This window comes from Pseudomonas sp., from assembly GCF_033723075.1.
Lineage (GTDB): Bacteria > Pseudomonadota > Gammaproteobacteria > Pseudomonadales > Pseudomonadaceae > Aquipseudomonas.
The window spans coordinates 15,157-27,975 of record NZ_JAWVXU010000016.1; the positions used below are offsets into that span (position 1 = coordinate 15,157).

At 61.5% G+C, this 12,819-nt stretch carries 8 protein-coding genes; all 8 read right to left on the bottom strand.

All coding sequences use genetic code 11. From position 1 onward, the window contains the following. Positions 1–99: 99 nt before the first annotated feature. Genes R3355_RS18075 through tssK form a run of 8 tightly spaced genes read right to left on the bottom strand, consistent with a single transcriptional unit; the run spans position 100 to position 12,819 of the window. Positions 100–687: a hypothetical protein gene (locus R3355_RS18075; RefSeq protein ID WP_318962462.1), complete on the bottom strand. Its 588-nt coding sequence runs from the start codon at positions 685–687 to the stop codon at positions 100–102. Continuing rightward, positions 662–3,118, bottom strand: coding sequence for an SH3 domain-containing protein (locus R3355_RS18080; protein ID WP_318962463.1), 2,457 nt, complete (start codon positions 3,116–3,118; stop codon positions 662–664). The genes R3355_RS18075 and R3355_RS18080 overlap by 26 nt, the downstream gene beginning before the upstream one ends. A gap of 57 nt (positions 3,119–3,175) precedes the next feature. Then, positions 3,176–5,281 carry a type VI secretion system tip protein TssI/VgrG gene (gene tssI, locus R3355_RS18085; protein ID WP_318962464.1) on the bottom strand — a complete coding sequence of 702 codons (2,106 nt, stop codon included), beginning with the start codon at positions 5,279–5,281 and terminating at the stop codon, positions 3,176–3,178. A 49-nt stretch (positions 5,282–5,330) separates the two neighbouring features. After that, entirely contained in the window at positions 5,331–6,326 is a 996-nt protein-coding gene (locus tag R3355_RS18090) for a serine/threonine-protein kinase (RefSeq protein WP_318962466.1), read from the bottom strand. 10 nt (positions 6,327–6,336) lie between these two features. Further along, positions 6,337–7,068 (bottom strand): PP2C family serine/threonine-protein phosphatase, encoded by a 732-nt coding sequence (locus tag R3355_RS18095; protein ID WP_318962467.1) that lies wholly within the window; start codon positions 7,066–7,068, stop codon positions 6,337–6,339. Continuing rightward, a complete protein-coding gene (gene tssM, locus R3355_RS18100) occupies positions 7,068–10,607 on the bottom strand; it encodes a type VI secretion system membrane subunit TssM (RefSeq protein ID WP_318962468.1) in 3,540 nt (1,179 codons plus the stop codon). Before tssM ends, R3355_RS18095 begins: the two co-directional genes overlap by 1 nt. Beyond that, complete coding sequence (icmH, locus tag R3355_RS18105) at positions 10,604–11,485, bottom strand: type IVB secretion system protein IcmH/DotU (protein ID WP_318962469.1); 882 nt, start codon at positions 11,483–11,485, stop codon at positions 10,604–10,606. Before icmH ends, tssM begins: the two co-directional genes overlap by 4 nt. 2 nt (positions 11,486–11,487) lie before the next feature. Then, the gene (gene tssK / locus R3355_RS18110; RefSeq protein ID WP_318962470.1) at positions 11,488–12,819 is read right to left on the bottom strand and encodes a type VI secretion system baseplate subunit TssK; all 1,332 of its coding nucleotides are present in this window, start codon (positions 12,817–12,819) and stop codon (positions 11,488–11,490) included.

Here is a 12,819-nt window from a genome sequence, read left to right on the forward strand (position 1 = left end):
CGAGAGGTGCATCAGCAGGCCCAGGATCTTGAGAGAATTTGAGGGGGAACCTCAGATTCCGCTCCAATCAGTCCTATTAGTCTTCTATTACTCCGGTCGCTATTTGTCTTGAAGGGCCAAGTATTTTTTAATATCACTAGCATTTTTGTAGGCACAGGTAACTGCTTTACTCTCTTCAAGGTAGAGTCCCTCATAGCAATTCTGGAGCTTGGAATCCTGAAGGTCACCTGGGAAAAAATGCAATGACAATTTCTCCCCTTCCGAAATAATAGGGAGCTCCATTACTGTGTATGAAAGCCCTTCAAAGATCCGATTTGAAACCACAGTTTTCGTCAGCACATACATCGATCGTCCAGCTCTCTCAGGAGTTTTCCAGTCGTAAAAAAACACTGAGGAAATCTGATCACCTTCCACTTTCCAAGCATACTTAAGTTCAGGTATAAGCGGTTTAACTTGGAAATAGTAAATTTCACCAGTCGCTACATGAGTATTTGCGATGCTATTTTTGAAATTACTTTTCAAAAAGAACACGGCAATTTTTTTACTTTTATCAGAAACCATTACTGGAGGATGCAGCTCTCCGACATAACGCGGATCGCTAGCGTCGGCAGCTAAAGCTTGCATCGCTGCAGACAAGGTGATCTGCAGAATAAGCACTTGCCTAAATATCTTTAAAAATTTGTTCAATTTCAAATATCCTCTTGAAGTTATCTCTACGCTTTCCGTAGCTGTCTGTAGCTTCATTTATTATTCTTGTTATTTCGTCTACAACTGAATCGGTTGCACCTTTGTCGGCCTCACCAAATAGGTTGTTAGACAGCCAAAAGTATATGCCGGAACGCACTGAATATTTATAATTTTCGTGCAGTAAGTCAGGCGTCCGAACAAAGTCTATATCCTCGCCCCAAAAATTCTTATGGTATTCTTTAAATTCAACATAGTTACTTTTGAAAGTTAGATGTTTTAGGCCGCGCCCCCTGTAGCGCCAGCCATCACCAGATGCAATGTCGCCATTATCGTATCTACTGGCGTATGCTCTATTTCCGATTGCGATCTGATTCTCAGTTGAGACAAATTTACTATTCCCTACGTATCCATAACTAGTCGCCTCTGATGGATGTAGTCTGAAATATCTGAAAGTGCCTTTCAAACCTTCTGGGCTGTATGTGAAGTCTTCAACTACTCTACATTTTGATCCAATTTCTTGTCGCACTTGTGCAAAGAAGTGACTCAGTCTCAAAGTTGTGTCGAGCTTGTATCTTTTACAGTTCTCATTGATCTGGCTGGCTATTTCACTGAGAAGTTCATCGGCCTCATTAGTGTTTATTAACCCTTCAAAAACTTTTTTTAGCATTGCAATAGTGATTTTTATCTTCCCTCTTGTATTAATAAAATTTGCCGTCATCCCCACCGCCTGAAAATGCCACGCCTTCCCATCCCCACTAACCCCATGCTTGCCCGCCAGCTCCTTCCACCAGCTCAGCTTCTCGATTCGCTGTTTTTCTATGTCCCAGATCGGATTCGGCTTGCCTGGTTCTTCTGCCAGCAGTGGGTCGAGTTCATCCCATTTGCTTTTGTTCCAGAACCACTCGCTTTCGTATTTGGTGATCAGTTGGCCGAGGACTTGTGCGTGCCAGGGTTTGCCGAGGGCAGTGCGGATTTCTGCGCTGGTCAGTACGCCGTCCTTGTCGGTGTCGACTATGTCGTAGAGGCGGGCGATGGCCAGGATAGGGCCGCCATCGGCCTTGCTGATTTGGGCGCGGTAGTTTTGTTTTTCGTCGTCGCTCAGCATGCCCCGGGCATTGAAGGTGTAGGCCAGTTTCTCGACCGGCGTTCCGGTGTCTTCGATGCACTGGAAGTCTGGCCATTCCCAGGGGCTATGGCGTGTGGTGATCAGGTCCTGCTCGGCCAGCCAGCCGTTGATGGGGTTGCCCTCTTCGTCTGCGAACAGCCCGTCCAGACGCCACCAGTGGGTGGTCTGAGGAGTGTTGCTGCCGGCCACGGCTGTGCTGACTTTGATTTTGCTGGCCGCCGGTAACCTGTCCAGCAAGGCTTGAGGAATTATCAGATCGACACCGATCCGGTTGCCGGCGTCGCTTGGTTTGGGTGGGTTATCGGCCTTGATATCGTCACGGTGGGTGATCAGCAGGCTGGCGTCCTCGTGGACTTTAAGCAGGGTTTTCTCGGTATCTGGCAGGGTACGGGCCCAGGCTTGGCTCTTGCTGATAAAGCCGGGTACGTCTTCGCAACTGAATACTTCCAGATGCAGCAAAGGCTGCGCTGCGCCTTTGTAGTTCTGATAGGTGCCCAGATGACCTATCAGGTCACCGGCCTTGATCGAGATGGCTGGGTCCAGCACCACCACGCTGTCCTTGGCTTTGGGTTCGCCCTGTGCTTTGAGCAGCTTGGCGGAAACAAAGCCGGGTAGGTTGCCCTCACTGTCTGGCGTAAGTGCCGGTTCGGCTGCACCGTTGACCGGCTCCGCTGTCCCGCTGACGATGGCTGCCAACTTACAGAAGTCGCCTTCTGTGCGGCTGATGGTGATCTGGGTACCTTTGGGCAGCACGGCCAATTTGCTCGCGTTGGCGGTAGGCTCGGCGCGTACATTGAGGCCACCGTCTTTGGTGTCGACGATGTATGTGGCCGCCTCCCAGAACCCAGGTCGGGGCAGATCCGGTTTGGCCTGATAACCGGCCCAGTCCTGCAAGTGCATATACAGGCTGTAGAGGGTCAGTGTGGGCGGGGACTGTTCGCTGGCTGCTGTGGCCCCGTTGCCGGGCTGAGGGGGCTGAAGTCTATGCTTGACTAGCACAAAACTCGTGGAAAACGGCACGCGCTTTATCTGCGGGATGGCCTCGGTGTACTCGCTGATCGGGTAGGTCTCGTTGACTCGATAGGCGATCACCTCGCCATCGGCGATACAGCGCACGCTGGACTGATCAAAGACCGTGGCGGTGCCTTTGTCGAAATGCACACCGCCATGCCACAGGCCGTTCTCGCCGGTGGGGTAGTAGCCATCGTTGGCCTTGGCCATATTGGTCAGGTACTGCAGCGGGTTGATCGCCGCGCCGGTATTTGCAAACGGATACGCCCAATTGATTGCTTTGCTGTCTGCCATGCTGTGAATTCCTAATCCTTGTTTGCGGGCGTGATGACGGCCCGCGCTTGATCCCTGTTAACCGGAGAAGTTGAGCATGCGCTTGCGCTTTGTTGGCGTACTGAGCAGTTCGTTCCCTTGCGCCTGCTCCAACACATCGCCCGCCTTGTCGCTATCGGCCGCTCCCGGCAGCACCGGTGGTTTGATGCCGATGCCCGAGCCCTTGCCCGCCGCGCCGCCGGCGTTGATTTTGGCCAGTGGGCCGCTGAGGGTGATGCCGCCGGGGTCGAGTTTGATAAAGCTGCCGCCGGCTTTGAGGGTCAGTTCGACGCCGGCTTCGATGACCATTTTTTGCCCGGCTTTGAGGTGGATTTCGCGGCCGGCTTTGGTCAGTTGGGCGGTGCCTAGCTTGATGTGTTGGTTCTGCCCGACGGTGAGGTGGTCGTCGGGTTTGACTTCGACTTTACGCTCGGCTTTGACGGTCAGGTGTTCTTCGGCTTTGAGTTCGGTAAAGCTGTTGGCTTCGACGCTGTCGTGGCGTTCGTTGCCGACGCGGATTTTCTGGTCGTGCTCGATGTTTTCGTCCCAGTCGCGCTCGGCGTGCAGGTAGATCTGCTCCTCGCCCTTTTTGTCTTCGATGCGCAGTTCGTTGTAGCCGGCGCCGCCCGGTGAGCTGAGCGTCTTGAACAGGCTGCGGGTTTTGTTCGCCGGCAGGTCGTAGGGAACGACGTGTTCCTTGTGGTACAGGCAGCCGGTGACCAGCGGCTGGTCGGGGTCGCCTTCGAGGAAGGTGACCAGCACTTCCATGCCGATGCGCGGGATGGCAATACCGCCGTAGTTGTCGCCGGCCCAGCTGTTGGAGACGCGCAGCCAGCAGCTGGTCTTGTCGTCGGCCTGGCCGTGTCTGTCCCAGAAGAATTGCACTTTGATTCGGCCGTATTCGTCGCAGTGGATTTCTTCGCCAGCGGGGCCGGTGACCACGGCGCTCTGGCTGCCGAGCACGCGCGGTTTGGGGTGTGCCAGCGGTGGGCGGTAGGGGATGTCCCAGGGGGTGGCGGTGAAGCGGTTGCGGTAGCCTTGGATGAAATCGGTGGTGCCCGCCTGGCCCTCACCCCAACCCTCTCCCGGGGGGAGAGGGGGCTGACCGCGTAGGGTGCTGGAAAAGTCGGTGATGGACTCTTCCAGCACTTGCGGTTGTTTACCCTGGTGGATGACTTCGTGCAGCAGCCAGAGGTCGTTGCAGTCCTGGCGCGGGTGGTCGGAGAGTTCGAGGAAGTGGCCGCTGAGCAGTTTCGGTTGGTCGCTGCGGCCTTCGGCCAAGCGGTAGTCGGCGCGGTGGCGTTCGAGGTGGCGTTGGCTCAGGTGTTTGCCGCGCGTACGGTCGGTGTAGCGGCCGGGGTAGTCGTAGTCTTCCAGATCCGGCAGCGGTTTGGCTTCGGGGTCGCGTTCGGCTTTGAAACCGGCCTCCAGCTGCAGGCGCGGCTTTTCGAAATCGTAGTCGCGGCGGCTGGTGCGGCTGGTGCGGGTTTCCAGGCGTACGGCGAAGCGCTTGACCACCGGATCAATGGCGGTCATGCCGTTGTCCTGCAGGTAGGCAGTGGGCTGGCCGAGTTTGCCGAAGGCGCTCTGGTCATCGCCGAAGATCAGCACATGGCCCTGCTGGCTGTGCTGGAAGTGGTAGTGGATACCTTCTTCTTCGCACAGGCGCTGGATGAAGTGCAGGTCCGATTCGTCGTACTGCACGCAATAGTCGCGCTCGGGGTAGACCGTCGGGCCGAACTGGAACTGGTAGGCGTTGGCCTGAATGCCGTGCTCCTCCAGCACCTGGGCGACTATCTGCGGCACCGTCAGGTGCTGGAAGATGCGCTGGTTGCTGCGGTGGATCAGGTAGCTGAGCTGCGGCACCAGGGAGATCTTGTAGCGGGTCAGGCGCTTGCCCGATTCGCCCTGGGCGACCTGGTAGATCAATCCGTGCACACCGAGCCCGTCGGGAGTGAAGGCAAGAAAGGCCGGCTGGTGCAGCAGGCTTTGCAGGTCGAGGTCCGGCCGCTCGCTGATCAACTCCAGCTCGAAGCGATAGGGTTGGCTGATCGCCTCGCGACCGCTGAACTCGAGCACTTGCAGGTCGTGTTCGAGGCCTTCGATGGTCAGGCTGAAGTGGGTTGCATTGGCCGGGTTGAACATGCTGATTTCCTTGTAAAAAATTCATCCATTGATGCTGCATCAGCTGAGATCAACTACGTCCCAGCCAGCGCGACCAGCGGCTCGGCGTAGGCTGGCGGAACACCGCCAGCAGCTGCGCGCAATCGATGCCGCGCTGCGCCTCCTCGAATGCCAGGGCGGTGCGCAACGCCGGCCAGCAGTGCGCCGGCAGTTGCTCCGGCCGTTGCAGTCGCTTATCCAGTTCCATCGCCTTGGCCTGTTTGGCGCTGAGGCGGCGGAACGGGTGACGGCCGCTGGCCAACTCGTAAAGCACGCAGGCCAGGGCATAGACATCGGCTGCGGCGGTCAGTGGTGCGCCGTCGAGGAGTTCCAGGGCGGCGTAACGCGGAGTCCAGGCGGTAAAGCGGTTGCGGCACAGACGCGGCAGGCCGGGCAGCAGACCTTCCACCGGCTGGCCGAGACCATAGTCGAACAGGCGCAAACCGTCTTCGGCGAGCATCACATTGCTGGGTTTCAGGTCGCCGTGCAGCACGCCCAGGCTGTGCGAATAACTCAGGGCCTCGAGCAGGGCGATGGCGATTTCCTGCAGCTCGCTCCAGGGCAAACCTTCGGGTCGCTCGCAGAGTAATTGATCGAGGGTCAGGCCCTTGAGCAGTTCGAGAATCAGAAAGGCGCGCTGGCTCGGCACATCGACCTCGAAGCCGAACAGGCGCACCACATGGGGATGGGTGAGTCGCGCGGTGAGGGCGAATTCGCTGTAGAGCAGGGCGTTGGCGTCCGGGTATTCGGCGAAGTCGTCGCTGAGGGTTTTCAGCGCAACATAGGGCTCGGGGTCGCCGAACTGTTCGCGCAGCAGGTCACGGGCGCGATACACCGCGCCCATGCCGCCGACGCCGAGCAGGCGCTCGATCCTGTAGCGCCCGCCGAGCACCTCCGGCAGTTCGCTGACTACCGGCCTGGGCGCCTTTTCCGCCGGTTTGGCGGCGGTGGCGGCCAGGGCGAAGTAGGTCAGGTTGCTGGCCTCGTCGGTTACCGCTAACGGCTCGTCGAGCAGGCGTTCGCTCATCCTTGGCTCCTCATCGGCGGATCACCACCGCACTCAGGTTGTCCCGCGCCGGGCCGTCGAGCACCCGCTGGAACAAGCGATTGAGGGTCAGCTGCGGCGACGGCAGGTTGAGCGCGGCGCCCAATTCGTCGGCCGACAGATCCTGATAGAGGCCGTCGCTGCACAGCAGAAAGGCATCGCCGGGCAGAATATCCAGTTCGAGAATCTCCAGCTTCAGCTCTTCGCTGGCGCCAATGGCACGGGTCAGGGCGTGGGCCGCCGGGTGGCGGGCGGCCTCGGCCGGGCTGAGTTGCTGTTCGTCGATCAGCTGTTGCAGCAGCGAGTGATCGCGGCTGAGCTGGTACAGACGGCTGCCGCGCCACAGGTAACAGCGGCTGTCGCCGGCCCAGATGCAGGCGGCGCGGTCGCCCTCGATCAGCAAGGCGACCACGGTGCTGCCGATCACCGGGTCCGGTTGCGCGGCGGTGACCGTCAGTTCCTGGCCGAGCCGGCGATTGAGCCCGTGCAGGCGCCTGCGCAGCTCGGCCAGGCGCTGTTGCAAATCGCCTTCGCTGGGTTCGGCCAGCGACTCGACGATCAGGCGGCTGGCCAGGGCGCCGTTCTGGTGCCCGCCCATGCCGTCGGCGACCACCCACAGGCCCTGCTCCGGCAGGGCCAGGAACGCATCTTCGTTGCGCCCCCGCACCTTGCCGGTCTCGGTGCGCGCGGCGCTACGCCACGCGCTGACAATGGCCTCCGTCATCAGAGCGTTGCCGGCAGCTTGAAGCCGCGCAGCAGGTCGAGATCGAACGGGTTCGGCGAGCGCTGGCTGTGCAGCAGGTAGTTGGCGTGCCGGCCGCCGAGGTCGGCCTTGAGCATCAGCACGTCGCGACCGCTGTGGTAGTCGACGCTCATCAGGTCGAGCAGGCGGAACAGTGACCAGGGCCCGCTGTTCATTTCGATGCCGACCTTATGCCCACCGAGTTCCTCGACCACCAGGCTGGTGCGGCCTTCGTTGGCCTTGGCCGGCCAGCTGAAGGCGGTCTGCACGATCGGCCCGTGACGGTATTCCATGCGCTTGCTGCCGAAGCGGAAGTCCGCACGGCCCAGGCTGGAATCCAGCGAGTAGGGTTCGAGCTTGAACAGCACCTTGGGCTCGTTGGGGTTCTCGGCGAAGAAGCTGCGATGGATGGTTTGCGTGTGGCTCATCTGCAACAGGAACTCGCGCGACAACGGCAAGCCGCGGCCGTCGATGCGGCGCACCTGGTAGTGGCCGGCGCTGCCACTGACGAAGGGCTTGAGGTAGCCGTCGAAGAAGCGTTCGGCGATGCCCTGGTCCTTGAAGAACTCGCGGAAGTCGGCGATCGCCACGTCGCTTTCGCTGTGCGCGCTGAACGGATAACGCTGCTTCAGCGAGCCCTTATAGGCGGCGTACAGCTCGCTCTTGTAGCGCTGGTTGAGGTAGTGGTAGGCGTCGTTGAGCACCAGCATCCAGCTGTCTTCGGCGAGCAGGCCGAGCCAGTTGCCGACCGGCTGCGGCAGGCGCGCGGCGCTGCTGCGCACCTGGTTGATGGCGTCGCGTCTGCCGCCCATGCGCGCCTTGGCCAGTTCGAACGCCGCCTGTTCCGGGGCGCTGGCGTGGGTCAGGCTGGCCAGTTGGCGTTGCAGATCGTCCAGTGCTTGCAGGGTCGCGGCCAGTTCCGGGCCGGCGCCGCCGTTGTCGTCGAGCAAGCGATGCAGCGGTTCGAAGCGCCGCTCCAGGGTTTTCCGTGCGGTGTCCGGCAGGTTCTTCACCAGGGCCGCTTGCGCCTGTTCGGCGGCGGCGCCGGCCAGTTTGGCGACCTTACCCAGCTTGCCTCTGGCGCCTTTCAGCGCCTCGGCGGCTTCGCCCGCGCTGTCCGCGGCCTCGGCCATGCCCTTGAAGCGGGTGTTGTCGCGCACTTCCACCAGCAGTTGCAGCAGCGGCGAGTTGGCGGCGGTCAGGCCGGCCAGTTGCATCGCGCCCTGATTGGCGCTGCCGATCGGCTCCAGGCTCAGCTGGGCCAGGGCTTCGCCCCAGTAGTTGGCGTAGTCGCGGAAGTACAGCTGCTCCATTTCCACCAGCAGGCGGCCGAGGTCGTTGTTGCTGAGGGTGTCGCCTTCGCCGAGTACCCAGTTGTCGCGCAGGATATCGCGCACCAGGTCGGCACCCTTGGCAGTGAAGGTTTTCTGGTAGCCGACCTGGGTGTAGAAGCCCGGGATGGCGTAATCGCTGCCGGCGAACAGCAGGGCTTGCGGGCCGAGTTTCTGGCTCAGGCGGTACTCCGGCAGGCTGCGCGCTTGTTCGCGGAGCATGCGGTAGACCACGTTGGCCAGCGACTCGCTGCGCAGCACCTGACGGGCCTGAGCCACCAGCGGCTCGTTGAGCGAATAGGGTGCGAACGACTCGGACAGCAGGCGCTCGAAGTGCTGGTTGAGACCGCGTTGGCCGGCGCTGTTGCCGGCATAGCGCAGCGACCAGTCGGCGGCCAGCCATTCCTGCAGGAGGGCCTTGTCGCGACGTTCTTCGAGGTTGAGCATCAGATAGGCGCGCAGGCTGCCCAGCAGGCGCTCGCGGTCGTTCAGGTTGGCGCGCACCTGCGCTTCCAGCTGACGGCCGACGCGCGACAGCAGCAGGTTTTCCAGCTCGCCGCGGTAGACGCGCTGCAATATCGGGTCGACTTTCTCGCCCTGATACAGACCGCCGCGTTGCAGGTAGGTCGCTTCGTCCACCGGCGGGAACACCTGGGTCGCGGCATAGCTGCTGTCCAGAGCCTCGAGGGTTTGCAGGGCGTCGTCCTGGGCGCCGATGCTGCCGCGTTGCCGGGTCAACTGCTGGGCGATATCGCGCAGCTGTTCCAGACGGTCATGGTTACCGGAGAAGCCGTTGGCCCAGAGCGCGCCGAACAACGTCAGGAAGACGAAGGCGGCGGCGTACATGGCGCGCTGACCCCAATCGATACGTCGCACTTCCTTCTGATCGAGACCGGCGAGATCCGCTTCCGGGAAAATCACCTGGCTCAGCAGGTGGTTGATAAAGCGCGCACGTCCGCTGCGGAAGGTCGGCAGGGCGCTGCTGGCCAGGCCGAGGTTGCGGCCGATGCCGCTGGTGCTCGGGTCGAGCTGGTTGTTCAGCTCCGGTGCGCTGGTCAGGTAGAAGCCGCGCAATTGGCTGGCACGCTGGTAACGGTTGCCGGTAAAGGCCAGCTCGCTGAACAGGCACAGGCGCTCGCCGATCAGGCCGAGCTGATGGGGGAAATCGAGGATGCGGCCGCGGCGCTGGGTGTCGCGCTCCTGGTGCATGCGCAGGATCACCTGGCTGTTGAGGCGGCGCAGCAGCTCTTCGAACTCCTGGCGGATCACCTGCACGTCGGTGGCGTTCTGCTCCTTGCGGAAGCTGGCGCCGAGCACCTGATCGCTTTCCTCGCGCGACAGTTGGTCGAAGAACTCGTCGAAGCCCAGCACCTTGTCGGCCTTGCTCAGCACCAGGTACACCGGTACATCGACGCCCAGACGCTGATTGATTTCATGCAGGCGCTGACGGGTCTGCCGCGCCAGGTTTTCCAGCTCGATCTCGCTGCCACCTTGCAGGTGTTCGAGGGGGATATTCACCAGCACGCCATTCAGCGGACGCGCGCGACGCTTGCGCAGCAGGCCGAGCAGGAAGTCCCAGGCACGGCCGTCGATCTGCGGGTCGGGCTGGGTCAGGTAGCGGCCGGCGGTATCGATCAGCACGGCGTGGTCGGCGAAATACCAGTCGGCGTAACGGGTGCCGGAGACGTCCTTGGTCAGGCGCTGTTGCTCGCCGCGGTTGAGCGGGAAGTCCAGGCCGGAGAAGTCCAGCAGGCTGGTCTTGCCGCTGCCCTGGGGGCCGAGCAGCAGGTACCAGGGCAGCTCGTTGCGCCACTTCTCGCTACGGCCGCGGTACAGGCTGGAACGCTTGAGGGTGTGCAACGCCTGCTTGAAGCGCTGGCGCAGTTCGATCTGTTCCTCGCCGATCCTGCCTTCGCGGCGCAGGCGCTCCTGGGCGTCGGCGTCGTCTTCCTCGGCCTTCTTGCGCGCGGTGGCCTTCCAGCTGGCGAACACCATGGCCAGGCCCCAGACCAGGAACAGCCCGCTGATGGTCAGCAGGCGGCTGGTGGTCGACTCCCAGAACTTGTAATCGTTGACCGCCAGCAACGGGCCGACGAACCACACCAGCAGCGCCAGGACCAATACCAGGCACAGGCTCCAGACCCAGGTCTTGCGGAAAAAGGCGGCTAACTTGCCGAAAAAGCTCTTCATTTCTGATCATCCATGCTTACACCCGCGGACGGGTCGAGTTGCTCGTACGGCTGCAAAATAGTCTCGCGCTGTTCGCCCAGTACCCAGGCGAAACCGCCATAGATCACGCCCAGGCACATCAGGCTGAACAGCGCCACCAGCCACCAGGGCACGATGCGCACCAGGCGCCTGCGGGTATCCTTCAGGCCCTGCCAGTGCGGCGAGACTTCCCGCGGCACGTCGCCGCGCAGTTGGCGGATCTGCCGATACAGGCTGTCGCGCACCGCTTCCAGTTCGAGCATGCCGCGCGGCAATACGCGGTACTTGCCCTCGAAACCCAGGGACAGGCACAGGTACATCAATTCGAGCATCGGCAGGTGCTTGACCGGGTTGCGCGACAGGCGCTCGAGCAGCTGGAAGAACTTCTCGCCACCGAAGGTTTCGTTGTGGAAGCTCGACAGCAGGCTCATCTGCGACCACTCGCTCTCGTTGCCCCAGGGCGTGGTCACCACGGCCTCGTCGACCACGGTGCAGAGCACGTAACGCGCGGCCATCACCTGGCTGCTTTCGGCGCCTTCATGCAGGGCACGGTGCTCGAACAGCTTGATCGCGCTGGCCAGGCGCGGGTGCAGCGCGAGCAGGTCTTCGCTGTCGAAACTGTGTTTCAGTCGCACCACTTCCGAGAGCAGATTGGAAGCCGCCGCCACCAGCGGGTTGAGGCTGATATTGAAGGTTTCCGCCGGGCGCAGACGGGCGGCGTAGATCATCCGCTCTTCCAGTTGCTCGAATTTCGGCGGGGCGGCGAAGTCGGTCAGCGGGCTGTGCGCCGGGGCATCGCCCTTGCGGTTGAGGATGACGGTTTTGTCGTCCTGGCCGTATTCCATTTCCTTGGTAGTCATCGTCAGTTCCTGATCGCCCAGAATTTCAGCTCAAGCCCGGAGAACTCGCCGGACACGTGGAAGGCGAAGCCGCCGGAGCGTTCCAGCTGCGCCAGTTCCTCGGAGCCGAGCTCCAAGGCGAAGTAGGTTTTGCCCGAGTGGAACGGGATCTGCCGCGGTGCCACCGGCAGCGGTTTGACCTTGATCCCCGGCAGGTGCAGGTTGACCAGTTGGCGGATGCTCTCCACCGGGCCGACCTTGAGGTGCGCCGGCAGGCGATTGCGCAGTTCTTCCGAATCGCACTGGGCGCTGGCGGCGAGGACGAAGCTGGAGGTGCCGAGCAGCTTGTGGTCGTGCAGCGGCGACACCTGAATGCCGTACTGACGCTGTTGCAGCAGCAGTTCGATGGCGTGCTGTTCGAGCACCATCGACAGCACCTGGCGGATCGCATCCATCAGCTTGCGGAAGCTCAGGCCCTGGTCGCTGTGCAGGTAGCGGCCTTCCAGACGCGGACGCTTGATCTCGCTGGAGAAGGTCGCCAGCTCGCCGAGCAGGCCCAGCAGTTCGCGGTAGATCTGCTCTGGGTGCACCTGTTCTATGCCCAGGTAGTGACGCAGCACCGGCTCGAAGCGGTTGATCAGCTGCAGCATCATGAAGTCGCCGACTTCCGCGCCGCCGACCTTGCCGGTGGCGCTGATGCGCTCGGCGAGGATGTCGCCGCGGTGGGCGAGCATGCTGATCACTTCTTTCAGGCAGCTGAGCAGGTAGCCCGAGGCCTGGAAGTTGACGTAGGTCGGGATGAACTCCGAGTCGAGGCTGATCACCCCGTCCGGGGTGGTGTCGAGCACGTCGCACAGCTGCAATTTGACGTAGGCCTGGTCGCGCTGCTGCTCGCCGAGCAGCAGGCGGAAGTCCGGGCGGCCGCAGCTGACCTGGCTGGAGGCGCTGTCACCGGCGTTGGAGTCGGCGACTTCCTCGTCGAAGGCGGTGAAGCGCGCCAGCACGTCCTGCTGCTCCGGGCGGCGGCTCTCGATATGGTTGCCGGTGACCAGCGGCAGGGCCAGGTATACCGGGGTGTTGCCGGTGTTCGGCGGCACGTCCAGGGCCAGCGGCTCGCGCTCGGCGCCGATGTCGAACAGGGTGCCATCGGGCAGGATGCCGCTGGCCTTGCTCACCACCAGCTTGCCCATATTGAGGAACTGGCGGTCGATCTCCAGCTCGAAAAAGCCCCAGGCGTAGCTGTCGAGCTTCTGCGTACGGGTTTTCAACTGGTAGTCGTAGTAACGGTCGTTCTGCTGGAAGTGCTGCGGACGCAGCAGCATGCCTTCCTGCCAGACCACTTTATGCATGGCCAT